Origin of the sequence: Natrialba taiwanensis DSM 12281 (assembly GCF_000337595.1) — an archaeon.
Taxonomy (GTDB): Archaea; Halobacteriota; Halobacteria; order Halobacteriales; family Natrialbaceae; genus Natrialba; species Natrialba taiwanensis.
Genome location: NZ_AOIL01000012.1, coordinates 256604 through 278750, shown reverse-complemented (window position 1 = coordinate 278750; position 22147 = coordinate 256604). Strand labels below are relative to the sequence as shown.

Sequence of the window (22147 nt, the reverse complement as noted above, 5' to 3'; positions counted from 1 at the left end):
AACGCCACAGTCACGGGTGAACTCGATAACCAATGGCTAGTGAACTCCTGCAACTGCTGGTCGACGGGTTGACGATCGGCGTCGTGTACGTGCTGTTGGCCGCGGGGTTGTCAGTCATCTTCGGCGTGATGAACGTCATCAACTTCGCTCACGGGGAGTTGTTCGCGCTGGGTGCGTACTTCGCGTTGGCGCTCATCGCGCCGTTCGGCGGCTCGGCGTTTTTCCTCGCACTGTTCGTTGCACCGCTTCTCGTCGGGATCATCGGCGTCGGGATTGAGCGCTTTACCGTGCGGCCGTTGTACGGGCGGAACCCGTTGTATCACATTCTGTTGACGTTCGGCCTCGTGCTGGTTATCAACGACCTGATTTACTTGATCTGGGAGCCCGGAAGCGTCACCCTTCCGCTTCCGGAACTGCTCTCGGGGTCGATCGCCGCGCTCGGCGTCACTGCCAGTGTGTACAACCTGTTCATCATCGTCTTCGGCGCGCTGATGGCGATTGCGGTCTGGGCGCTGTTCGAGTTCACGAAGTACGGGCTGATCGTCCGCGCCGGTGCCCAGGATCGGCAGATGGTCCGAAATCTCGGGATCGATATCGACCGGTACTACTCGCTCGTGTTCGGGATGGGGGCAGCCCTGGCTGCGTTCGCCGGCATCATCCTCGGCGGGTATCAGACGGTCAATCCGGCGATGGGGATGTCCGTCATCATCCCGGCGTTCGTCATCGTCGTCCTCGGTGGTCTCGGGAGTTTCAGAGGTGCCGTCGTCGGGGGGCTCTTCGTCGGCCTCGTCCAGACTGCGCTCCGGACGTACGCGCCGATCTTCGAGGGGACGGGCATCTTCGTGCTCATGATCGGCGTGCTCCTCGTTCGGCCGCACGGCCTCTTCGGTACCGACGCCGCCGATGAACACACCGGCAATCTACTCTCGGGGCCGCGCGGCGGCTTTCTCGATCCACAGACCCGCACACGGCTCGGACTGGCCATGGTCGGCCTGCTGGCACTGGTCCCCCTCGGCGCGGGAACCCTCTACTCCACCTACGCCGTCACACTCGTAATCGAAATCATCATCTGGGGACTGTTCGCCCTTAGCCTCGACTTCGTGATGGGCTATACTGGCCTGGTATCGCTCGGCCACGCCCTATTCTACGGGCTCGGTGCCTACACGGTCGCACTCGGGCTGGCCCACGTCAGCCAATCCGCGTTCGTCGTACTCGCGCTCGCCATCGTCCTCTCGGCGGTGATCGCCTGGGGTATCGGCTTCCTCTCGATCCGCGTCTCAGGCGTCTACTTCGCGATGATCACGCTCGGATTCGCCGAATTATTCTACAACATGCTCGGTCAGCTCGATATCACCGGCGGCTCCGACGGCCTGTTCGGCCTCTCCACCTACTACGGTCTCGCCGGCGTCGGCGTCGAACTCGACGAAATCGCCGTCTTCCTCGGCCCGGTCGCGATCACCGGCCAGTCGCTGTTTTACTACATCGCGCTTTCGGCGCTCGTCGCCTCGTTCCTCCTCACCCGACGGATGCTGAACTCGCCCTTCGGCGCGGTTTTGAAGTCCATCCGCGAGAACGAACAGCGAGCGACGTTCATCGGCTACGAGACGACCGTCTACAAACGGCGGGCGTTCGTCGTCAGCGGCGCGCTGGCCGGGCTCGCCGGCGGACTCTTCACGCTTAACGCGGGCTATGCGACGCCGTCGCTCGTGGATTGGCTCAACTCCGGCGAAGTCATCGTCATGGTCATTCTCGGCGGGATGGGGACCCTCTACGGACCGATTATCGGCTCTGGCATCTTCTTCGGCCTCGAAGAGTTGCTCACCGGCTTTACGGACCGGTGGCGACTGGTCCTCGGGACGATCTTCGTCCTGTTCGTTATCCTCCTCCCGGGCGGCCTCGTCTCGCTCCCAAGCCGGCTCGCGCCCGCCCTGCCCGTGACGCCGGGTCGAGGACCGAACCCGGAGCCGGAACCGGAATCGAACCCGGACCCGGAACCAGCGACGGACGTCGACGACGCACACACCAGGGGTGACGATTGATGGCACTCGAACCGAGCGAATCGACCGATCCAACCGAGCCGAGCGACCCGATCGAAACGACCCAGCAACGCACGGACACCCCGCTGCTTCAGACCGAGAATCTGGTCAAGCGATTCGGCCAGTTCACCGCGACGGACCGCGTCGACCTGACGATCGAACGCGGCGAGTTCAGAAGCGTCATCGGGCCGAACGGGGCGGGCAAAACGACCCTGTTTAACCTCATCACCGGCGCGTTACCCGTCACCGCAGGCGCGATCTACTTCGACGGCGTGGACATCACGACGCTGTCGCCGTCGGCGCGGGTCCGCCGCGGCGTCGGCCGCTCGTTCCAAATCTCGAACGTCTTCGGCGGGCTCACCGTCCGCGAGAACGTCAGGCTGGCAATCCAGTCGGTCGCTCGCGACGAGTATACCGCCGTCGAATCGCTGTTCAAACCGACCGACCGCTACGACGAACTGAACGACCGGACCGAGGCGATCCTCGAGCGCATCGGCCTCGCTCACGTCGCCGCCGAACAGGCGAACGCGCTCGCCTACGGCGACAAGCGACGGCTCGAAATCGGCGTCGTCCTCGCAACCGATCCCGAACTCGTGCTGTTCGACGAACCGACCGCCGGCATGAGCGTCGAAGAGACCCAGGAAACAATCGACCTGCTCGAAGCGGTCCTCGTCGACCAGACGCTGTTGCTCATCGAACACGATATCGAACTCGTCATGGAACTCTCAGACCGCATCACCGTGTTGAACGGTGGACAGATACTCGCGGAGGGAACGCCCGCGGAGATCGCCGCAAACCAGGACGTGCAAAACGCCTACCTCGGGGGGATGACCGAATGAGTGCCGACCCGCTCCTTTCGGTTGACTCGATCGATGCCGGGTACGGTGACACGCAGGTGCTGCGCGATCTCTCGTTTTCGATCGAGGCGGGCGAAATCGTCTCGCTCGTCGGCCGCAACGGTGCCGGGAAGACGACGACGCTCCGAACGATTATGGGGATTCTCCAGCCGACGAGCGGGCACGTTACGTACAACGGTGCCGATATTTCCGCACTCGACGCAACGGAAACCGCTCAGCAGGGACTCGCACTCGTCCCGGAGGAACGCCGGATCTTTCCCGACCTGACCGTCACCGAAAACCTCGAACTGGCGGCCCACGGCGGCACGGCGGACGACTCGCTCTCCGTCACCGAAGCCCTCGAAATGTTCGAGAACCTGCGAGAACGTGCTGGGAACGCCGGATCGTCGCTCTCCGGCGGCGAACAACAGATGCTCGCAATCGCCCGTGCGCTCGTCAGCGGCGCGGATCTCGTCTTACTCGACGAACCGACCGAAGGACTCGCCCCCTACATCGTTCAGGACGTGATGGATATCGTCGCGGCCCTCAATGAGCGGGGGATCACCGTCCTGCTCGTCGAGCAGAACGTCCAGGTCTGTCTCAAACTCGCCGACCGCAACTACCTCGTCGACCAGGGGCAAATCGTCTACGAGGGCACGGCCGCTGAACTCGAGGCCAACGAGGACGTTCTCGACCGGTATCTCGGCGTGACCGCCTGATCCACCCCTATTCATCGGTTGATTCATCGATCATCGGATACCAGACCGCGACCGACATCACGGTTTGTACACACGCCCGCGGAACGTTGCAACGCGATCGTCAGTTTCCTCGGCCGCGTCGGTGACGACGACCTCGTACTCGGCGGTGCGGCCACCGTCGTGGGTCTCCCGGGCCGTTGCGGTGAGAACGGTTCCGACCTCGACGGCCTCCAGGTACGAGACGTTCGTCTCGAGCGCGACTGCGGTCTCGCCGTCGGCGTTCGACGCCGCGGCGAACGCCGCATCGGCGAGCGAGTAAATCGCGCCGCCGTGTGGCGTGCCGTGGAAGTTCGTCAGGTCGTCGGTGATCTCGAGTCGCGTTCGCGCGGTGCCCGCCCCGAGTTCGGCGAGTTCGATGCCGAGGGTCGCACAGTAGGGGTCGCTTTCGATCTGTCGTCTGATCACGTTCGCGTTCGCGTCCGCGTCCGTCTCTGCGTCTCGCGGTGCCATACGCTGGCACAGCGATCCGGAAACGGAAGTATCTACCGGCGGAGCACTGATCACCCGAAGAGTTGACCGAAAAGGGCCGCCTCGCCGCGACGGAGTCGTTCCAGAAACGCCGACTTGCTAATGTCGAGTTCGTCGGCGACGGCCTCCGAGGACGTTTCGCGCGGAATCGCGAAGTAGCCCATCGCGACCGCGGTTCGGATGCACTCTTCCTGGGCCGGCGTGAGATCCCACCGGTGGCCGGGCGATTCTCTGGCTTCTGCTTCCAGCGGGTAGACCCGTTCGAGGCGGACGCCGACGGTTTCGCCGGCCGCCGCCATGACGCCCTTGAGAACGTCGCGGCCGACGACCGCACCGGTGATCGTCGCCGCGCCGTCGCGGTATCGGAGCGTTTCGATGATGAGGCCGCCGTCGATCAGTTCGTGGACGACGCACGGATGCTTCGACAGGCAGCGATACCGGTATCGGCCGTCCGTTCGAGAGACGTGCAGGTACAGGAGTCGGTCGTCGGCGTCCAGCGTCTCGACCAGTTCCTCCGACTGTACCGCCGTGAACTGTAGCAGATCGTACCCGTCGTTGCGACGCTGTGGCGGTTGGGCGTCGACCTCGATTCCGGTCGCTCGCGTCGCCGCCGCGAGCGGACAGTCGTCGTTTTGCACGCGGAACTCGACCGCGAGACACTCGTCAATCATCCCCAGTACACATGATCTATTATTGGGAATATATTTAAAACCCCCGTATGTGGTGGTCAATTGCTAAGGATATAACCCGCGTCTAGTGTGATACGATGAACATCGACACGGTCAAAGAACGCGCGGGGCCACGGGAGTTCAGCCCGGCGGATGAACTCCCGAGGGAGTACCGGGAGGCGGCGACCCGGATGATCGAGTTCCACGCCAACAGCGAGATCATGGGGGCGTACCTGGAACGGCCGTTCATCCGGCAAGCGCCGAGTATCGACCGGAAACTGGCCTTTTCCGCGAAGGTGCAAGACGAGATCGGTCACGGACAGTTGCTCTACCGCGCCGCGGAATCCCTCGGCGTGAAGACGCGCGAGGAGATGCTCGATGATCTGGCCAACGGCGACGGCAAGTTCTTGAACTGTTTCCACTATCCGATGGAGAGCTGGGTCGAGACGCCGATGATCGCCTTTTTCGTCGACGGCGCGGCGATGCGCCGACAGGCGACGCTCCGGCGAACGAGCTGGGAGCCGTACGCCCACGCGATGGACAAGGTGTGTTTCGAGGAGGGCTTTCACGTCAAACACGGCGAGGACATCCTCAGTGAACTCATGTCCGGATCGAAGAAAGAACAGCACATGACCCAGGAGGCCTTCGAGGAGTGGTGGCCCCGCATCATCCAGTTCTTCGGGCCGACCGACGACAAGAGCACCCACCACGATTTCGCCGCCTCGGTGGGGCTAAAACAGCAGTCCAACGACGACCTGCGCAACGCCTTCCTCGATCAGTACATCCCGAAGGCGCGCAAGTACGGGCTCGAGATCCCCGACGAACCCCGGATTCGCGAGCGCGACGACGGAACCTATGTGGTCGAGGAGGACGACCTGAACTGGGACGAGTTCTTCACGATTGCGAAGAACGAGTTCGAACCCGGACTCGGCCAAATTAACGGGCGAAAGACCGCACAGGAAGCGGTCGACTGGGTCCGCGAAACGATCGAAAACGACGCCTCCGCCGCCGGCGGCCACGCGCCGCAGGCGGCCGACTAACCATGATCTGGGAAGTCTTTCGCCAGGAGAAGACGGGTGGATATCACACCCACTGTGGCAACGTCCACGCGCCGGATCGGGAGATGGCAAAGCAGTTCGCCGCCGTCCAGCACGGCCGGCGCAAACCGACGAACAGCCTCTGGGTCGTTCCCCGGGAGGAAGTCGGCGAGATCGACGGCGAGGACGTGACCTTCGGCGGCACCACCGACAAGAGCTACCGCTGGGCGACGGCCTACAACACCACCGGAGCCGACGCTCGGGAGGTCGCCGAGTCCGAGGACGAACAGGCGACCGCCGAGAAACAGCGGGGTGACGACTGATGGCTTCCTCGCCAGACGAGTTCAGCGAGCCGGACGACCTCGACGAGCGCGAGCGGACGGCGCTCGAAACGCTCTGCAAGCGTCTCGCGGACGACGAGTTCGTCCTCGCCGAGCGCTACACCGAGTGGCAGGTCCGGGCTCCCACGCTCGAGTCGGACCTCGCGCTCGCGAACAACGCGCAGGACGAATTGGGTCACGCGCGCCTCTGGTACGACGTGCTCGGCGACCTCGGCTTCGGGGAGCGGGAGCTGGTCTACGAGCGCGACCCCGACGACTTCCGGCACAGTACGCTCGTCGAACGCCCCTTCGAGGACGGCAACTGGGCCGATCCAGTCCTCCGGTCGTACCTCTACGACGTCGCCGAGGAACTGCGACTCGAGGCGCTTGCGGACTCCTCGTACCCGAAAATCGCCGACCGCGTCGAGAAGATTCAGAGCGAAGAAAGCTACCACCGCGAACACGCCCAGAACTGGCTCGAACGCCTCGCCGACGACGAGGAGAGCCGCGAACGACTGCAGACGACGCTCGACGAGCTATTTGCACACGCACTCACGCTCTTCGAGCCGTGCGCGCCGCCACGCGGCGCGAACGAGGCGAGCGGCGACAAGCCGCGAGCAGTCGACCCCGGGGTCGAAGCCGATATCGTCGACCTCGGTCTCCGCACCGCGACGCTCGAGGAACTCGGCGAGGAGTGGCTCTCGATCGTCGTTCCGTACCTGGAGTCGCTCGATCTCGCAGTTCCGATCGACGGCGACGGTGACGACGGCTTCGAAGTGACAGCAGCTGCACTGCCCGACGAGCGCGGCCGCGACGGCACCCACACCGACGCGTGGGCTGAACTCTACGACGAGTTCACCCGCACCTATCGCGAACTCGGTCGAGACGAACCGACCGCGATCATGGACGCCCCCGAATGAGAACGAGGACGAGAATCCAATGAGTAGCGATATTCAAGACCAAGATTCAGATCTAGATATAGATCCAGATCCAGACCCAGACGCGGACCTCGACCCCGACGCCGAAACTGGCGCGACGCCCTGTGCGTACACCGACTACCGGGCCGGCAAGGCCGCCGACGACCTGCCGGCGACCGGCGCGGAGGCGACCGGACTGGAGTCCGCCGTGTGGGACGCCCTCTACGAAATCGAGGACCCGGAGATGCCGATCAGTATCGTCGATCTCGGGCTGATCTACGGGGTGTCAGTCGACGACGAGGACGGCGTCGCAACCGTCGACATGACGCTGACGTACTCCGGCTGTCCGGCCCGAGACATGTTGACAGAGGAGGTCGAAGAGGTGGTGGTGGCCGTCGACGGCGTGGAGGAGGCGACGTTGCGTCTCGTCTGGAGCCCGGAGTGGACCGTCGAGTTCGTCACGGAACGGGGCAAAGACGACCTGCGGGAGTTCGGGTTGAGCGTATGAGACGGCTGGATCCGAGCGTCACGACGAGCGGGGACGCGGCGGGTGCGGAGTGTCCTTACTGCGAGTCGACGGACACCATCCGCGAACACCCCAAGGGTCCGTCGCTGTGCCGGTCGATGCACTACTGCAACGAGTGCGAACAGCCGTTCGAGAAGTTCGAGTAAGCGGATACAGATAGCAATCCGCCAACCCGTCACGAGTTCCGTTGGCTCAACTATTTTGGCACTTGTTATCGTACCTCTGTCTAAGCCATGGTGACCACCGAAACGCTCGCTCGCGAGGACCTGCGCGCAAAACAACGGCAACGACTCCGCGAAACCGTCGCGTACGCCGCCGAGAACGTCCCGTTCTATCGGCGAAAATTCGACGACGCCGACGTCTCGCCGTCCGATATCGACTCGCTTGAGGCTCTCGAGAACCTGCCGTTTACGACGAAGGAAGATTTTCGCGCCGAGTATCCCGACGGCCTGTTCGCCGTCGATACTGCCGAGATCCGACGCATTCACGCTTCCTCCGGGACGACCGGCAAACCCAAGATCGTCGGCTACACCGAGCGGGATCTCGATCTCTGGCACGAGGTGATGGCCCGTTCGCTGGCGGCGGCCGGGCTCGACGACACCGCCACCGTCCAGAACGCCTACGGCTACGGTCTGTTCACCGGCGGCCTCGGCTTCCACGGCGGGGCCGAGGAACTCGACGCGGCGGTGATTCCGACGAGCAGCGGCAATACCCGACAGCAGGTCGAACTCGCGCGCGACCTGGAGAGCGACGCGCTCTGCTGTACGCCCTCCTACGCCCTCTACGTCGCCGAAACGGCCGAAGCGATGGGGATCGATCCGACGAATCTGCCGCTCTCGACGGTGCTCTACGGGGCCGAACCCTGCACGGAGCCGATGCGAGAGGAAATCGAGGACCGGCTCGGCGTCATCGCCATCGAGAACTACGGCCTCTCGGAGATCATCGGCCCCGGCGTCGCTGCCGAGTGCCGCGAGGCCCAGAACGGCATGCACATCTGGGAAGACCACTTCTATCCCGAAATTATCGATCCCGCGACCGGCGAGGTGCTGCCCGACGGCGAGGACGGTGAACTCGTGCTGACCACCCTCTCGAAGGAAGCCCTTCCCGTATTGCGCTACCGAACCGGCGATCTGACCAGTCTCACCGACGAAGAGTGTGCCTGCGGCCGGACGATGGCACGCATGGACGGCGTCACCGGCCGCGCCGACGACCTCCTCATCGTCCGCGGCGTCAATCTCTACCCGAGTCAGATCGAAGCCGTGATCCTCGAGTTCGACGCCGTCGCGCCCTACTACCGGATCGACCTCGACCGCGAGGGCGGCCTCGACACGCTCGCGTTGACCGTCGAACTCGAGTCGGAGTACGACGGCGACCGCGAGGCGCTCCGCGAGGAGATCCGCGAACGGTTGCACAACACCCTCTCGTTCACGCCGGACGAACTCGAACTCGTCAAGTACGGCTCGATCGAACGCACAGAGGTCGGGAAGGTCACGCGCGTCTACGACCACCGCTGAGAGCGGCGTGGAACCCACCGCGGACTGGCACCTTTATTACGGTTCACGTGACAGTGTGGTGCATGGACACCAAAGCCTTCTTCGAGGGGATGCCCTTCGCCTCCCTGCTCGGCATCGACGTCACCGACTGTGCCGACGGCTACGCCGAAGGCGAACTCGAGATGACCGACGAACTCTCCTGGAACGAGGATCGCTTGATGGCCCACGGCGGCGTCACGTTCACGCTCGCGGACACCGTCGGCGGCGCGGCGCTGGTCTCGCTCGTCGACCAGCCGGTGCCGACGATCGACATGCGGATCGACTACCTCTCGGCCGGGACGGGCGACCTCTACGCCGAGGCGGATGTCGTTCGCTGCGGCAGCGACGTCGGTGTCGTCGATGTCGACATCTACGCGACGGACGACGACACGCACATCGCAGACGCACGCGGCGTGTACAAGACGGGATAGCGGAATGGAGTTTTTCACTCACCGAAGCGCCGGCGCGACCTCGTCGCCGAGGCGGCGGACGCAGTCGATCATCGCGTCGGTGTCGACGCCCGGGTAGTACGTCCGGAGGATGAAGTGGCTATCGTCCCCGAGCGCATCCCGGTAGGTCTCGAGTTCAGCGACGACCTGCTCGGGCGTGCCGAATATCGCCTGTTCTTTCAGCTCCCGCTTGCGCTCCTCCTCGAGTTCATCAACCTGTTCGCCGGAGAAGATTTCCGCGTAGCGCCGCTGCAGGTAGAGGTAGCCCTCCCGCATCGCCTCCCAGGCCTCCTCGCGCGAGTCACCAACCCAGCCGTGCTGGAGCGCGTAGATCGTGAACTCGCCGTCGATGTCTTCCTCGTCGCGAACGCGGCGGATGTCCTGAACGCGCTTGCGGACGCCCTCAACCGAGAGCGACGAGGGCGCACACCAGCCGTCGGCGGTGCGGGCGGCCCGGCGAACGGCGGGTTTGGCCGCCCCGCCGAGCATAATCGGGACCGTTTCGTCGACGGGTTTCGGCGTGATCGAGACGCCGGCCGGCACGTCGTGAAAGCCCGACTCGTAGCCGAGTTCGCCCGCGCTCCAGGCACCGCGGAGGAAGGGGACGAGGTCGGCGAGTCGCTCGCCGCGCTCCTCGCGCGGGACGCCGAAGATATCGAACTCGTGCGGGTTCGAGCCGATCGCGAGGCCGAGGGTGAGCCGGTCGTCGGCGAGCAGGTCGACCGTGGCCGCGTCTTCGGCCAGCCGGATCGGCTCGTACAGCGGGCCGAGTGCGACGCAGCTACCGATCTCGAGCCGGTCGGTTTCGGCGGCCATCGCGCCGAGCGTCGGCATCGTCCCGGAGAGGTAGTCGTCCGCGGCGAAGTGGTGTTCGGAGACCCAGGCGCTGTCGAGTCCGGCGGCCTCGATCTCGCGGGTCAGCGTGAGGATCTCGTCGTAGCGCTCGCTTGCGGTTCGCTCGTCGTCCGGCCGCTGCTGGCCGGTAAACAGTCCGGTTCCGAGTTCCATACTATCGGTATACAGGTCAGCCGTCTTAATAGTAGTTGAGGCGGCGATTCGTCGGCCTGACGACTGAGACGCGAGGCTCAGACCGGTTCGAGGCCGTGCTCCTCGCGCAGGACGTTGATGTACTTCCGGAAGCCGGATTCGAGGTCGTACTCGGGGTCGTAGCCGAGATCAGCCTGAGCCTTGCTCATGTCCAAGTTCTGGGTCCAGGGGAGTTCCCCGTCGTCCGAGACATCGATGTCGGCGTCGGGCATTACCGACTCGACCGCTTCGGCGGCCTCTCGGACGGTGGCGAGGACGCCGCGGACGTTGTAGACGCGCTGGGAGAGTTCGTCCGCGGGCGTGAACACGGCCTTGCGAAACGCCTGTGCGATGTCTTCGACGTGTTGCCAGTCGACGTACTGATCGCCGTACTCGACGCTGTAGGATTCGCCGAGCGCGGGCTTTTCGATGATGTTCGCCAGGAATGCGGAGCCGCCGGTTTCGCGGTAGGGGCCGTAGGCGACGGTCGGCCGGAGCGCGACGTGGTCGAGGCCGTAGTCCTCGTGGTAGACCCGCGCCTGGTGTTCGTTGTACTCCTTGGTCGCGCCGTAGAGCGTGTCGGGATAGACGAGTTCGGTTTCGTCGATCCACTCGGCGTCGTAGTTGTCCGGGGGCGCGTAGGCGGCCGCCGAGGAGGCCCACGCGACGCGTTCGACCTGGTCGTCGAGCGTGCGAGCAGCCTCGAAGACGTTGTTCGTTCCCAAAACGTTGACCTCGCCGGCCGCCCGCGGATTTTCGCGCGCGGTAGTCGTCAGCAGCGCCGCGAGGTGGACGATGTGCGTCGCACCCGTCTGCTTGACCGCCCGCACGACGTCCGTGGGGTCGGAGACGTCGCCGCGTCGCACCGTCACGTCGTCCGCGACGCCGAGTTGTTCGAGGATCGTCGTCTCCGTCGAGAGGTCGTAAGCCACGACGTCGTGGCCGTGTTCGAGCAGGTCCCGCGCGACGTAGGACCCGATGAAGCCGGTTCCGCCGGTTACCAGTACGGTCATGTCGTCTGTCATGTATCGTGGTATGTTGGATGGGTACGTATAGCTTGGTGATTCGTCGGGTACTGACCGATGTGATGGCTATTCGTGGAGTCCGCCGACCGAGTCGTAGAACGAGGAGGACAGGGTCGCGGCCATCTCCGCCTCGCGGTCGATGCGCACGTCGATGACGTGGGGTACGTCGGCCGTCTTCGCTTCCTCGAGGACGCCCTCCAGAGCTGCGGGCTCGGTCACGCGCCGGCCGACTGCACCGAATGCCTCGGCGATTTTCGGAAAGTCCGTGTCATTGAACTCGACGCCGGCGATGTCACCGTCCTCGCCTTGCATCTGGCGGACCATCCCGAGGCTGGTGTCGTTCAGGATGACGACCGTCGGCGCGACGCCGTATTCAACGGCCGTCTCGACGCTGTTCATCGTCATCGAGAAGCCGCCGTCGCCCGCGACGGCGATAACGTCCGTGTCCTCGTCCGTCGTCAGCGCTGCCGAGACGGCTGCAGGGGTCGCCCAGCCCATGCCGCCGACGCCGCCGCTGCCGAAGTAGGTGCGGACGGCCGGGGTCTGCAGGTAGTTCAGCAGCCAGAACCGGTTGTTTCCGGAGTCGGCGGTGACGACCGTCTCCTCGTCGACGACCGACTGAATCGCCGTGACGGCACGCTGGGGCGCGATCGGCACCGAGTCGTCGGTGCACGCGGGGGATTCGAACCACTCGCGGGCCGCCGTGGCGCGTTCGATCGCCCAGTCGTTCGACGCGCCGCCGGCTTCGGCGACCGCCGCCAGGCTCTCGCTCGCGTCGCCGATGAGTCCGACGTCCGCGGGGTAGACCCACCCCGCGTTTCGCGTGTCGACGTCGGCGTGAACGATCGTCTGCTCGTCGGGGCGGATGAACGACGGGGCCTGCCAGTTGGTGTCCATCGGATTCAGTCGACAGCCCACGACAAACAGGGTGTCTGCCTCGCTGACAACGCGATTCGCGCCCTCGTGGCCGAACGAACCGATGACCCCGGCGGCGCGGTCGTCCGTCTCCGGGTACGTCGACTTCCCGAGATAGGACGTCACGACGGCACAGTCGTAGGCGTCGGCGACCGCCGCGAGTTCGTCGTACGCCTGCGCGGCGTGGACGCCGTTGCCCGCGATGATGACCGGCCGCTCGGCCGCTTCCAGGGCCGCGACGGCCGCGGCCACGTCCGTCGCAGTCGGTGCGGCGTCCCAGGTTCGCGTCTGCGTTCGCGCGTCCCACGTCGCCGGCGTCGGATCGGTCGGGACCTCGTCCGTGATCGCGTCGCCGTCGAGGATCACCGCCGTCGGGCCGGGCCGGCCGGCGACGGCGTGTTTGAACGCGAGTTGCGTCGAGCGAACGGTCTCGGTCGGCGTCCGCGGGAACCACCATTCCTTGCTCACGCCGTCGAGGATGTCCGGGAGGCTGAATCCGCCGTAATCGCCTCTGGCCTGCTGGTAGGGCGCGAGCGTCGAGTACTCGCCGCGCTCGGAGGCCTCCGTGAGGACGACCATCGGCGAGGAGGCCAGCCGCGCCTCCATCTGGCCGATCATTCCAAGGCTCCCGATCCACGGCCCCTGCCCCGTCAGGACGCCGGGACGGCCCGTGAGACGCCCGTACATCTCGGCCATCACGCTCGCCTCGCGCTCGTCGCGCGGCCGCACGAGTTCAACGCCGTCGGCGTCCGGGATATGATCGAGCAGTTCGATGACGCGCCCGCCCGGATAGCCGAAGACGTACTCGACGCCGAGCGAATCGAGCGTGTCGACGAGTTCGGCTGCTGTCGTCGTCATGTGTTTGTGGGGGTTGGAAATGCCGTCTCTGCTGTCTCTGCCATCTCTGCGGCTTGGCCAGGAGTCGCACGAACGGCCGTACTGTCGTCTCGAAGGCGGCTCACGGACCGACCCTGCTCCCGTGCGATCGGATTCTCCAGCGTGTTGCCAGGCGGGACGAACTCGTCCGCGCGGACGAGAAACTCGGCGAGTGTTGGCATGCATGCGCTCAGTCGAGCGCCGGTGACTTTGTTCTACCGGTGCGGTATGTTCACGTAGCTATCGGGGTGTGGTACCGTTCCAAATCGTTATGTGATCGGCCGCGCATGTCGTGTATATGTCGACGATGCCAGCGATACGCGTCGATCACGTCGGGATCGCCGTTGATTCCGTTCCCGACGCCGAAGGGGTGCTCTTCGCGCTCGGCTGCGAGAAGATCCACGAGGAACGAAGCGAGTACGGCGAGTTCACCTGGGCGACGTACGTCCTCGGCGACGCGTCTCGGCTCGAACTGATCGCGCCGGACGACGGGACGAACTCGTTTCTGACGGACTTCCTCGAACGGAACGGGCCGGGACTGCACCACGTTACGCTCGAGGTTGCCGATCTCGAGGCGGCGGTCGAGGCGCTCGATGCGGCCGGCGTGTCGGTCGTCGACCGGCAGACGTTCGAGCACTGGCACGAGACGTTCGTGACGCCGCAGAATCCGACGGGCGTCCTGTTCCAGTTGATGGAGTACCGGGAAGGGTACGCCGACGACCGCGCGGCCGGGGATCGATTGTTCGTTCACGGTGCGCCGGTACCGGACGGGCGGGATTCGGCGCGGTAACGCCGCCTCGGCCGCCTTTGGCCGCCCGTGGCCTGCCGTCATCGTCCTCGGCGACGTTGCACGAGAACTGGTGCCATGATTTATTGTACTGTACGAAAAACAAGCTCGTGATGTACAAGCACGTCGCCCTGCTGGTTCGACAGGAGGGACTGTCTCACGAGGAGTTCGTCGACCACTGGCAGACCACCCACACGCCGATCGCCCGCGAGATCGAGGGCGTCGTCCGGTACCAGCAGGTCCTCCCGACCGACCCCGAAAACGCCGAGTTCGACGGCCTGGCTGAACTCTACTTCGAGGACCTCGAGAAGCTCTACGACGCCCTCGGCAGCGAGGGCTCACGCGACTACGACCCGGACCAGGGCAAAGCCAAGGAGGCCCGCGAGGACGTGAACAACTTCCTCGCCGTCGAAGAGCGACCGCGGTTCATCGGCGAAGAGATCGTCCAGAAAGACGAAGTCGGCGGCGACAGCGTGGAGCGTAGCTCCACGAGCAACCGGACGAAGTCCGGTGACACCGACGGACTGTACAAACACTCGGCGTTCCTGGTTCGCAAGGAGGGCATGACCCACGACGAGTTCGTCGACTACTGGCAGACCAATCACACGCCGATCGCCCGCGAGATCGAGGGCGTCGTGAAGTACAACACCGTGATCCCGACCGATCCCGAGCACGCCGAGTTCGACGGCGTCGCCGAACTCTACTTCGAGGACCTCGAGAAGCTCTACGACGCCCTCGGCAGCGAGGGCTCGCGCGACTACGACCCCGCCCGCGGGAAGGCAAAGGAGGCCCGCGAGGACGTGAACAACTTCCTCGCCGTCGAAGAGCGACCGCGATTTATCGGCCGAGAACGACTCGTCAAAGCCGACGGCGAACGCGTCGGAAACAGCGGCGGCCGGAGGTGAGCGATGCCCGACTTCGATACCCAGGTCCGCGACGCCCTCCCCGAACTCGAGCACGTCGAGAGCGACGACCTCCGCGAGCGCATCGTCGAGGCATGGGTCCTCGGTCTCGACCGCGGCGGCTGGCGGGACGTGACGGACATCCCCTACGCCTGGAACATCCACGAGGTAACCAATGTCGAGCACGTCCGCGGCGTCGCACGCATTGCAGTCGACGCGGCGAGCCAGCAACGCGAGTTCCACGACGCCGATCCCGATCTCGACACAATCGTCGCGGCCGCCCTCTTACACGACGTGGGCAAGTGCTACGAGTACCCTCCGTTCGTCGACGACGAGTTGCTCGATGACCCGTCCCCCCGCTACGTCAGCGACGAGATTCCGCACTCGATTTCGGGGTACGCCCTCGCCCACGAGGTCGGCTGCCCCCTGTCGGTCCAACGCGCCATCCCCCACTTCCTCGGCGAAGTACCGACCCGGACGCTCGAAGCTGAACTCGTCAAGAGCGCCAACTCGGCGTCCTCGAACGCGATCACGCAGGCCGCGATGGCCCTCACCCTCCAGGAGTGGGTCGAGGAGTACTCCCAGACATCCTGAGCGCCGGCCGGTGACGGATTCGATCGGACAATCGACGGTCGGCTAATAGCGTGTTACTGTTCGGTGTCCGAACCCCCGTCCGCGATGGTTTCCGTCGGCTGCTCCGGACTCCCGGTGATCCGTCCGAGATCCAGTATCATCCGGATGTCGTCGTCGAGTTCAGCGTACTCGCTCGTCGTCGTCACGAGCGAGACGCCGACGAACACCGCGACGGCGACGATCGTGGCAACCTGTCCGCCGAGGAAGCCGTAGGGCAGCGACAGTCCCAGGTATTCGACGCCGTAGGCCAGGAGAATCGTGAGGACGAGTCCCGATCCGCCGCCGGCGAGCGCCCCCTCGGCCGTCGCACCGCGCCAGTTGTACGCGATCGCGACGCAGGGAAAGATGACGGCGGCGAAGATCGCCCAGCCGGCAGCCCCGAGCACGAAGATGAGCCCCGGGAACGTGCCGGCGATGACGCCCGCGGCTACGAGCAAGACGCCGGTCGTGACGCGACCCCAGCGTACCTCTTCGGCCTGCGTGAGCTCGGTCCCCCGGTACTCGATGATGTAGTCGTGGACGACGGCGGACGCGCCCATGTTGAGGAAGGCGTTGCTCGTGGACATGATCGCGGCCACGACGGCGGTGAGGACGAACGCGACGACGACGTCGGGTGCCCACTCGATCAGCGCGAGCGGCAACGTCGCGTCGGGATTGCCCGGATCGGCGACCGTTCCCTCGAGGACGGCCGCCTGCACGAACGGCGCTGCGACCCAGTAGAGGGTCGTCGCCAGGTACGCCGCGCCGGTGATGAGCGCGCCCCACTTCAGCACCGACACGTTCCGAACCATGTAGAACTTCGTGATCGCGTGGGGCTGACCCGCGACGGTCGCCTGAATCACGATCACGGAGACGATCAGTCCGATCGCCATCAGCCCGTCGCCGCCGAGCAACGTGAACTCGAAGTACTGCGGGTTTCCGCTTTGAATCGCGCTCGTCATTCCGCTCCAGCCGAGCGTCGAGTTCGTGATCACGTAGTAGGCCGTCAGGATACCGCCGACGATCATGATCGACCCCTGGACCGCATCCGACCAGATTGCCGCGAGCATGCCGCCGATGATCGTGTAAAAGCCGACGATCAGCAGGCCGATGACCAGCGCTTCGAAGAAACTGATCGGCAGGATGAGCGCGCCGACGATGCCGAGCGCCGCGTACTGGGCGGCGAGATAGCCCATACAGCCGAGCAGGACCGCCGCCGCGCCCAAGAGCCGCACTCGCTCGTCCTGAAAGCGGTAGTACATCGCGTCCGGGGCGGTGATCGCGTTTCGAACGTCGCCGAGCACGCGCATCTTTCGGCCGAGCAGCCAGTACGAGCCCGTGAAGCCGAAGATGATGAGCCCCCCGACGAGGATGAAGTACTCGAGGCCGACGAGGTAGCCGGTGCCGGTCACGCCGATCATGCCCCACCCGCTCTGAATGGAGGCGAACACGGCCAGGGCGACGACGAGGATGCCCGACCGACGACCGGCGACGAAGTACTCCTCCTCGTTCGTCTGGTATCGCCCGGCCAGGATTCCGATCCCGATCATCAGCCCCGCGAACAGGACGAAAAAGACGACCGCCGTTCGGGAGTAGTACTCCACGCCGAGGTCGCCGCCCCACGTCTGGAGCGGCCACACGAACGCGGTCGATCCCATCAATCGCTCACCTCCCCAACGTCGCTCTGGGTGAACTCGTCGGCGTCTCGAACGGCCGTCGTCCCCTCCATCCGCATCCCCAGGTACACGGAGACGATGAGGAAGAGCACGATGAGCGTGAGAAACACCTCGACGATCGGCGTCGGAAAGCCGAGCAGGTAACTCATCGCGTCACCCCGTCTTGGCTCTCGCTTTCGCTACTATCCTCACTTGCACTCTCACCCGCACTCGCGTGCTCAAACGACTTCCCCCCGAGTTCAACCGGCTGGTCGCTGGTCGTCAACTGACGGACTGGTGGCTGGACGCACTGTCGATCGTGTGCCATACAACAACACACATGGTTTTTCATAATAAACATACCTCAATGTTCCACGATCGACGATGCGTGACAGAACGCGGATGATGACTCGATAGCGTACTGACACTCCGCTCGGAGCGCGGCTAAAAGGCGAAACGCCGACGACCAGGAATCGCCTTGGAGACCCGATCGTTCAAACAGTGATTATCGAAGCACAGAACGGTTGTCATAAGAGTACTGTTAAGTAATACCACGACAGTCACTACCGTATGTCGACGACCTATAGTCGGCTCTTCGAGCCGATCGAACTCGGTCCGGTGACCGTTCCGAACCGCATCTTCCAGCCGCCACACGGCAACGCGTACGGCCTCGGCCAACAGCAAACCGACTTTCGCGCCGAGAAGGCGAAGGGTGGATTCGGCTTGATCGTCCAGGAGTACAGCCAGATCGACGAGACGACCGACGTCACGCCGGTCGATTCCGGTTACCTCCACGACGACGAGACGATCCCGCCGCAAAAACGGATGGTCGACGCCGTCCACGCCCACGGCAGCAAACTCTTCGTCGAGTTGTGGCACGGCGGTGCGACTGCCGGCAACTACGGCAGCCGCCAGCCGCCGCTTACGTCGTCACAACAACCGACCGGGCGAAACTACACGCCGAAGGCGATGGAACACGAGGACATTCGAACCGTTCTCGACGCGTTCGGCGACGCCGCGGATCGAGCGCGACGAGCGGGTTACGACGGAATCGAACTCCACGCGGCACACGGCTACCTGCTCTCGCAGTTCCTCTCGCCGTTCTACAACGACCGAGACGACGAGTTCGGCGGCTCCCTCGAGAACCGAATGCGGTTTTTCGAGGACGCCATCGAACGAGTTCGCGACAACGTCAGCGCCGACATGGCCGTCGGCGCTCGCTACACGATCGACGAGCGCGTCGACGGCGGGCTCACCGCCGACGGCGACGGCATCGAGGTGATGCGTCGACTGTCCGACGACCTCGACTTCTGGGACGTGGATATCGGCATTAAGCAGTCGATCGACGACATGATCGGCCCGAGCCGCCGCCACGAGAAGAATTACCAGATGGACTATCTGAAAGCGGCAACTCGAGAACTCGACGTGCCGGTCGGCGGTGCCGGCCGAATCACCGACCCGGACGACGCCGCGGCGCTCCTCGAAGAGAACTACGTCGACATGATCGGGATGGCCCGTCAGTCTATTTCCGACCCTCACTGGCCGCGAAAGGTCAAAGCGGGCGATGTCGATCGAATTCGAGAGTGTATCGGCTGCAATATCTGTGTCTCCCAATCGCGACAGGGCATTCCGTTAGTGTGCACGCAGAATCCGACCGTCGGCCGCGAGGGCGACTGGGCGCCCGAAACGTACGAGGAAGCCACCGACCCGAAGGGCGTCCTCGTCGTCGGCGGCGGGCCGGCCGGCATGGAGTTCGCACGCGTCATGGGCGAACGCGGGCACCTGGTCCACCTCAAGGAACGCGACGACCGACTCGGCGGCCGCGTCACCTTCGAAGCCGGATTGCCGGAGTTGGGGGAGTGGAACCGCGTTCGCGACTGGCGGGCGGCGGAACTCGACCGCCTCGAGACCGTCTCGGTCCACACCGGCTCCAGAGCCGAGATAAGTTACGACGACGTGCGAACCTACGGCGCTGAACTCGTCGTCATCGCCACCGGCGCGGAGTGGGACGAAACCGGAACCACGTCGAGTTCACACCAGCCGGTCCCGGGGTGGGAACGCGATCACGTTCTCACTCCCACCGACGCGATCGCGACCGACCTCTCGGGGCAAACGATCGTCATCTTCGACGAAGAGGGATACAACGTCAGCGCCGGCGTCGCCCAATCGCTCGCCACCGACAATCGCGTGATATTCGTCACGCCGCGGGCGAGCGCGTTTCAGGAAACGCTTCACACGTTCGAACGGCGGACGATTTTCACCGCGCTGTACGACCTCGGCGTCGAGTTCGTCGCCAACCACACACTCGAGGAGGTTCGGGACGACGAGGTCGTCGCGTCGAACGTCTATTCCGGGGACCGGCGCAGCTATGAGGCCGATACCGTCGTGTTCACGACGATGCGCGAATCGAACGACGACCTCTATCGATCGCTCAAAGCCGACGCCGAATCGCTCCGCTCGTCGACCGAAATCGAATCGATTCACGCGGTCGGCGACTGCGTCGCGCCCAGACGGATCGCCGACGCCGTCTACGCCGGCCACGAACTCGCTCGTGAACTCTGATACGGTCTGCTGTAACGATTTACCGGTGCAACCGCGCCCGTCCTGCGGTTGCGCCGGAAATGACTTACAGCAGTCCGTATGAACGCTCCCCCTGTCCAGCCGGCCGACGACGACGGCGCGCGTTCGAATAGCGGGAACAAACCTTTTGACGCTTCCATCTGAGTAGCTACTATGGCACGCCACCCGGACCATCGACCGGTCGAAACCGTCGAGACGGCGTTCGACATTCTCGACGTTCTCAGACACACCACCAGCGCCGGCATCACCGAACTCGCCGACGAACTCGACCTCGCAAAGAGCACCGTCTACCGCCACACGAAAACACTCGAATCCCGCGGCCTCGTCGTCCGAAACGGCGACACCTACCGCATCAGCACGTGGTTTCTCGACTACGGCATCCACGTCCGAAACCAGCACCCGCTGTTCGACGTCGCCACGCCGAAAGTCGATGAACTCGCGGCGGAAACCGACGAGAAGGTCTGGTGCGTCATCGAGGAAGGGGGTGTCGGCGTCCACATCTACGGAGCCGAAGGCCGTCACTCGGTCAGGACACACGCGCGGATCGGAAAGCGAACGGCGCTACACCAGTTTGCGGCCGGAAAGGCGATCCTCGCCCACCTTCCTGCGGACCGAACCGAACGGATCCTCGACGAGTACGACCTCGCCGCACAGACCGCACAGACGATCACCGATCGCGACGAACTCTGTAGCCAGCTCGAAACAATCCGCGAGCGGGGATACGCGCTCAATTACGAGGAATCTGTCGCCGGCGTTCACGCCGTCGGCGCACCTGTGAAAGACGAATCCGGCGACGCCATCGGTGCGATCAGCATCGCCGGGCCGGCGAACCGACTCAGCGGGGAGTTGCTCACCGACGACCTCCCCACGCTCTTGCTTGGCGCGACGAACGAAATCGAGATCAATCTGGCACACTCGTAGTCTAGCCCTCCCGTTCGAGTAGTTCGAACAGCTCCGCGGGACTGATTACAGTAGTACACTTGTAATCATGCGGTGGGAGAACGACCGGTTGCAGAGCAGCCGATCAGTCGCGTTTCGATAATCCGGCCGCTGACGAGTTCAGTTTCCGTTATTCGAACACCGGGCCGACACGGTATCGAGTGGTAGAGCGGGACTCATACGGACTGCTGTAAGTCATTTCCGGCGCAACCGCAGGACGGACGCGGTTGCGCCGGTAAATCGTTACAGCAGACCGTATCAGAGACCGAGGAACGACTCGGCGTTCTTCCAGAGGAGCTTTCGCTGTAGCTCCTCGTCGAAGTCGAGTTCCGCGAACTGCTCGAGCCACGGTTTCGGTTCAAGCATCGGATAATCGGTTCCGAACATGACCTTGTCCGAGAGGAGCGTCTTCGCGTAGTGAAGCACCTGATCGTCGATGTAGCGGGGCATCCACCCCGAGAGATCCATGTAGACGTTGCCCTTCTGCTGGCAGATGGCGAGCTGTTCTTTCTCCCAGGGGTAGGCCGGATGGGCGATGAGAATCTGCAAGTCGGGGTGTTCGGCCGCCACGTCGTCGATCAGCATCGGGTTCCCGTATTTGATCTTCAGTCCGCGACCGCCCGGCGAACACGCGCCGAGCGTCGAGTTCCCGCCGTGGAAGACGACCGGCGCGCCAAGATCCTCGATCGTCGACCAGAGGTCGTCGTGTTCGGGGTCGGAGGGATCGAATCCCTGGGCGATCTGCTGGAACTTGAAGCCCGACAGATCGAGATCTTCGACGCAGCGGATCGCCTCCTCGACGCAGTCGTCCTTCAGCGGGTCGACCGAGCCGAAGCCGACGAAGAAATCGCTGAACTCGTCGCGAACGTCGGCGACGTAGTCGTTCGGAACGGGCGGGTTGCCGGTGTTCGTCTCTGCGTCCCAGCCGAGCAGGACCGCCCTGTCCACGCCGGCTTCGCGGTACTCGGCGCGCATATTCTCGTAGGTGTCCGTCTCGAGATCCGCACCGAACCGGTCGGCGGCATCTCGCATCATCTGGCCGCCGGCGTCGTGGAGGAACTCGCTGGTTGGCTGGTGAGCGTGCATATCGATTGCGCGCGGTTCGTCGAGTACCGTCGGTCCGTCCATACGGGTGTCGATGGCACGCTCGTATATGTACGTTCCCACGGGTGACCGCCGAGCGATAGCAGCGCGATTGGGCGTCGGTTTCGATCGTGAGCATAGTAAGATTCTTGGGGTAAACTTTGAATGGTAGCCAAATAGATATCTGTAGTGTAGATTCG

At 64.3% G+C, this 22147-nt stretch carries 25 protein-coding genes; 15 read left to right on the top strand and 10 right to left on the bottom strand.

The genetic code is table 11. The features are described from left to right. The first annotated feature begins 32 nt into the window (after positions 1–32). From C484_RS03635 to C484_RS03625, 3 genes are read left to right on the top strand one after another with little or no spacing between them, the layout of a single operon-like run. Entirely contained in the window at positions 33–2039 is a 2007-nt protein-coding gene (locus C484_RS03635) for an ABC transporter permease (RefSeq protein ID WP_006824617.1), read from the top strand. Continuing rightward, positions 2039–2875 carry an ABC transporter ATP-binding protein gene (locus C484_RS03630; protein WP_006824616.1) on the top strand — a complete coding sequence of 279 codons (837 nt, stop codon included), beginning with the start codon at positions 2039–2041 and terminating at the stop codon, positions 2873–2875. Before C484_RS03635 ends, C484_RS03630 begins: the two co-directional genes overlap by 1 nt. Further along, the gene (locus tag C484_RS03625) at positions 2872–3591 is read left to right on the top strand and encodes an ABC transporter ATP-binding protein (RefSeq protein ID WP_006824615.1); all 720 of its coding nucleotides are present in this window, start codon (positions 2872–2874) and stop codon (positions 3589–3591) included. Before C484_RS03630 ends, C484_RS03625 begins: the two co-directional genes overlap by 4 nt. A gap of 57 nt (positions 3592–3648) precedes the next feature. On the opposite strand, the gene C484_RS03620 is transcribed toward C484_RS03625, so the two are convergent. Beyond that, entirely contained in the window at positions 3649–4080 is a 432-nt protein-coding gene (locus C484_RS03620; protein WP_006824614.1) for a PaaI family thioesterase, read from the bottom strand. 50 nt (positions 4081–4130) lie between these two features. Beyond that, the gene (locus C484_RS03615) at positions 4131–4769 is read right to left on the bottom strand and encodes a helix-turn-helix domain-containing protein (RefSeq protein WP_006824613.1); all 639 of its coding nucleotides are present in this window, start codon (positions 4767–4769) and stop codon (positions 4131–4133) included. Between the two features lie 95 nt (positions 4770–4864). Here C484_RS03615 and paaA point away from each other — a divergent pair, with 95 nt between their 5' ends. The 7 genes from paaA to C484_RS03585 all read left to right on the top strand — a co-directional run bounded on the left by paaA (position 4865) and on the right by C484_RS03585 (position 9529). Then, a complete protein-coding gene (gene paaA / locus C484_RS03610; protein WP_006824612.1) occupies positions 4865–5806 on the top strand; it encodes a 1,2-phenylacetyl-CoA epoxidase subunit PaaA in 942 nt (313 codons plus the stop codon). Positions 5807–5808: 2 nt separating this feature from the next. Further along, the gene (gene paaB, locus C484_RS03605) at positions 5809–6126 is read left to right on the top strand and encodes a 1,2-phenylacetyl-CoA epoxidase subunit PaaB (RefSeq protein WP_006824611.1); all 318 of its coding nucleotides are present in this window, start codon (positions 5809–5811) and stop codon (positions 6124–6126) included. Next, complete coding sequence (paaC, locus tag C484_RS03600; protein ID WP_006824610.1) at positions 6126–7043, top strand: 1,2-phenylacetyl-CoA epoxidase subunit PaaC; 918 nt, start codon at positions 6126–6128, stop codon at positions 7041–7043. Before paaB ends, paaC begins: the two co-directional genes overlap by 1 nt. Before the next feature lie 19 nt (positions 7044–7062). Next, entirely contained in the window at positions 7063–7548 is a 486-nt protein-coding gene (paaD, locus tag C484_RS03595; protein ID WP_006824609.1) for a 1,2-phenylacetyl-CoA epoxidase subunit PaaD, read from the top strand. Continuing rightward, entirely contained in the window at positions 7545–7712 is a 168-nt protein-coding gene (paaE, locus tag C484_RS23545; RefSeq protein ID WP_006824608.1) for a 1,2-phenylacetyl-CoA epoxidase subunit PaaE, read from the top strand. Before paaD ends, paaE begins: the two co-directional genes overlap by 4 nt. A gap of 87 nt (positions 7713–7799) precedes the next feature. Beyond that, positions 7800–9080, top strand: a complete 1281-nt coding sequence (gene paaK, locus C484_RS03590; protein WP_006824607.1) for a phenylacetate--CoA ligase PaaK — start codon at positions 7800–7802, stop codon at positions 9078–9080. A gap of 62 nt (positions 9081–9142) precedes the next feature. Continuing rightward, positions 9143–9529 (top strand): PaaI family thioesterase, encoded by a 387-nt coding sequence (locus C484_RS03585; protein ID WP_006824606.1) that lies wholly within the window; start codon positions 9143–9145, stop codon positions 9527–9529. A gap of 18 nt (positions 9530–9547) precedes the next feature. On the opposite strand, the gene C484_RS03580 is transcribed toward C484_RS03585, so the two are convergent. The 4 genes from C484_RS03580 to C484_RS03565 form a co-directional block, all read right to left on the bottom strand. Next, positions 9548–10555 carry an LLM class flavin-dependent oxidoreductase gene (locus tag C484_RS03580; protein WP_006824605.1) on the bottom strand — a complete coding sequence of 336 codons (1008 nt, stop codon included), beginning with the start codon at positions 10553–10555 and terminating at the stop codon, positions 9548–9550. Positions 10556–10632: 77 nt separating this feature from the next. Further along, on the bottom strand, positions 10633–11598 hold the full coding sequence (locus C484_RS03575) for an NAD-dependent epimerase/dehydratase family protein (protein WP_006824604.1): 966 nt from the start codon (positions 11596–11598) through the stop codon (positions 10633–10635). 66 nt (positions 11599–11664) lie between these two features. Then, positions 11665–13371, bottom strand: coding sequence for a thiamine pyrophosphate-binding protein (locus C484_RS03570; protein ID WP_006824603.1), 1707 nt, complete (start codon positions 13369–13371; stop codon positions 11665–11667). Further along, positions 13368–13571 (bottom strand): hypothetical protein, encoded by a 204-nt coding sequence (locus C484_RS03565; protein ID WP_006824602.1) that lies wholly within the window; start codon positions 13569–13571, stop codon positions 13368–13370. Before C484_RS03565 ends, C484_RS03570 begins: the two co-directional genes overlap by 4 nt. 116 nt (positions 13572–13687) lie before the next feature. On the opposite strand from C484_RS03565, the gene C484_RS03560 reads away from it, so the two are divergent. The 3 genes from C484_RS03560 (at position 13688) to C484_RS03550 (ending at position 15672) form a co-directional block, all read left to right on the top strand. Next, complete coding sequence (locus C484_RS03560) at positions 13688–14179, top strand: VOC family protein (protein ID WP_006824601.1); 492 nt, start codon at positions 13688–13690, stop codon at positions 14177–14179. Positions 14180–14289: 110 nt separating this feature from the next. Continuing rightward, complete coding sequence (locus C484_RS03555) at positions 14290–15081, top strand: EthD domain-containing protein (protein ID WP_006824600.1); 792 nt, start codon at positions 14290–14292, stop codon at positions 15079–15081. A gap of 3 nt (positions 15082–15084) precedes the next feature. Continuing rightward, on the top strand, positions 15085–15672 hold the full coding sequence (locus tag C484_RS03550; protein WP_006824599.1) for an HD domain-containing protein: 588 nt from the start codon (positions 15085–15087) through the stop codon (positions 15670–15672). A gap of 53 nt (positions 15673–15725) precedes the next feature. Here C484_RS03550 and C484_RS03545 read toward each other — a convergent pair whose 3' ends face one another. Genes C484_RS03545 through C484_RS23345 form a run of 3 tightly spaced genes read right to left on the bottom strand, consistent with a single transcriptional unit; the run spans position 15726 to position 17673 of the window. Continuing rightward, positions 15726–17348 (bottom strand): sodium:solute symporter family transporter, encoded by a 1623-nt coding sequence (locus tag C484_RS03545; RefSeq protein ID WP_006824598.1) that lies wholly within the window; start codon positions 17346–17348, stop codon positions 15726–15728. After that, positions 17348–17515, bottom strand: coding sequence for a hypothetical protein (locus tag C484_RS23350; protein ID WP_160164219.1), 168 nt, complete (start codon positions 17513–17515; stop codon positions 17348–17350). Before C484_RS23350 ends, C484_RS03545 begins: the two co-directional genes overlap by 1 nt. Beyond that, positions 17512–17673 carry a hypothetical protein gene (locus C484_RS23345; RefSeq protein ID WP_160164218.1) on the bottom strand — a complete coding sequence of 54 codons (162 nt, stop codon included), beginning with the start codon at positions 17671–17673 and terminating at the stop codon, positions 17512–17514. The genes C484_RS23350 and C484_RS23345 overlap by 4 nt, the downstream gene beginning before the upstream one ends. Before the next feature lie 242 nt (positions 17674–17915). On the opposite strand from C484_RS23345, the gene C484_RS03540 reads away from it, so the two are divergent. Both C484_RS03540 and C484_RS03535 read left to right on the top strand, forming a co-directional pair. Beyond that, positions 17916–19907, top strand: coding sequence for an oxidoreductase (locus C484_RS03540; protein WP_006824597.1), 1992 nt, complete (start codon positions 17916–17918; stop codon positions 19905–19907). Between the two features lie 171 nt (positions 19908–20078). Further along, positions 20079–20846 (top strand): IclR family transcriptional regulator, encoded by a 768-nt coding sequence (locus C484_RS03535; RefSeq protein WP_006824596.1) that lies wholly within the window; start codon positions 20079–20081, stop codon positions 20844–20846. A gap of 276 nt (positions 20847–21122) precedes the next feature. On the opposite strand, the gene C484_RS03530 is transcribed toward C484_RS03535, so the two are convergent. Continuing rightward, complete coding sequence (locus C484_RS03530; RefSeq protein ID WP_006824595.1) at positions 21123–21992, bottom strand: amidohydrolase family protein; 870 nt, start codon at positions 21990–21992, stop codon at positions 21123–21125. Between the last annotated feature and the right edge of the window lie 155 nt (positions 21993–22147).

Excerpts from the sequence above, each read along its gene's own strand:
- C484_RS03635 (WP_006824617.1), top strand. The coding sequence starts at position 33 with ATGGCTAGTGAACTCCTGCAACTGCTGGTCGACGGGTTGACGATCGGC.
- C484_RS03630 (WP_006824616.1), top strand. The coding sequence starts at position 2,039 with ATGGCACTCGAACCGAGCGAATCGACCGATCCAACCGAGCCGAGCGAC.
- C484_RS03625 (WP_006824615.1), top strand. The coding sequence starts at position 2,872 with ATGAGTGCCGACCCGCTCCTTTCGGTTGACTCGATCGATGCCGGGTAC.
- C484_RS03620 (WP_006824614.1), bottom strand. The coding sequence starts at position 4,080 with ATGGCACCGCGAGACGCAGAGACGGACGCGGACGCGAACGCGAACGTG.
- C484_RS03615 (WP_006824613.1), bottom strand. The coding sequence starts at position 4,769 with ATGATTGACGAGTGTCTCGCGGTCGAGTTCCGCGTGCAAAACGACGAC.
- paaA (WP_006824612.1), top strand. The coding sequence starts at position 4,865 with ATGAACATCGACACGGTCAAAGAACGCGCGGGGCCACGGGAGTTCAGC.
- paaB (WP_006824611.1), top strand. The coding sequence starts at position 5,809 with ATGATCTGGGAAGTCTTTCGCCAGGAGAAGACGGGTGGATATCACACC.
- paaC (WP_006824610.1), top strand. The coding sequence starts at position 6,126 with ATGGCTTCCTCGCCAGACGAGTTCAGCGAGCCGGACGACCTCGACGAG.
- paaD (WP_006824609.1), top strand. The coding sequence starts at position 7,063 with ATGAGTAGCGATATTCAAGACCAAGATTCAGATCTAGATATAGATCCA.
- paaE (WP_006824608.1), top strand. The coding sequence starts at position 7,545 with ATGAGACGGCTGGATCCGAGCGTCACGACGAGCGGGGACGCGGCGGGT.
- paaK (WP_006824607.1), top strand. The coding sequence starts at position 7,800 with ATGGTGACCACCGAAACGCTCGCTCGCGAGGACCTGCGCGCAAAACAA.
- C484_RS03585 (WP_006824606.1), top strand. The coding sequence starts at position 9,143 with ATGGACACCAAAGCCTTCTTCGAGGGGATGCCCTTCGCCTCCCTGCTC.
- C484_RS03580 (WP_006824605.1), bottom strand. The coding sequence starts at position 10,555 with ATGGAACTCGGAACCGGACTGTTTACCGGCCAGCAGCGGCCGGACGAC.
- C484_RS03575 (WP_006824604.1), bottom strand. The coding sequence starts at position 11,598 with ATGACAGACGACATGACCGTACTGGTAACCGGCGGAACCGGCTTCATC.
- C484_RS03570 (WP_006824603.1), bottom strand. The coding sequence starts at position 13,371 with ATGACGACGACAGCAGCCGAACTCGTCGACACGCTCGATTCGCTCGGC.
- C484_RS03565 (WP_006824602.1), bottom strand. The coding sequence starts at position 13,571 with ATGCCAACACTCGCCGAGTTTCTCGTCCGCGCGGACGAGTTCGTCCCG.
- C484_RS03560 (WP_006824601.1), top strand. The coding sequence starts at position 13,688 with ATGTCGACGATGCCAGCGATACGCGTCGATCACGTCGGGATCGCCGTT.
- C484_RS03555 (WP_006824600.1), top strand. The coding sequence starts at position 14,290 with ATGTACAAGCACGTCGCCCTGCTGGTTCGACAGGAGGGACTGTCTCAC.
- C484_RS03550 (WP_006824599.1), top strand. The coding sequence starts at position 15,085 with ATGCCCGACTTCGATACCCAGGTCCGCGACGCCCTCCCCGAACTCGAG.
- C484_RS03545 (WP_006824598.1), bottom strand. The coding sequence starts at position 17,348 with ATGGGATCGACCGCGTTCGTGTGGCCGCTCCAGACGTGGGGCGGCGAC.
- C484_RS23350 (WP_160164219.1), bottom strand. The coding sequence starts at position 17,515 with ATGAGTTACCTGCTCGGCTTTCCGACGCCGATCGTCGAGGTGTTTCTC.
- C484_RS23345 (WP_160164218.1), bottom strand. The coding sequence starts at position 17,673 with ATGGCACACGATCGACAGTGCGTCCAGCCACCAGTCCGTCAGTTGACG.
- C484_RS03540 (WP_006824597.1), top strand. The coding sequence starts at position 17,916 with ATGTCGACGACCTATAGTCGGCTCTTCGAGCCGATCGAACTCGGTCCG.
- C484_RS03535 (WP_006824596.1), top strand. The coding sequence starts at position 20,079 with ATGGCACGCCACCCGGACCATCGACCGGTCGAAACCGTCGAGACGGCG.
- C484_RS03530 (WP_006824595.1), bottom strand. The coding sequence starts at position 21,992 with ATGGACGGACCGACGGTACTCGACGAACCGCGCGCAATCGATATGCAC.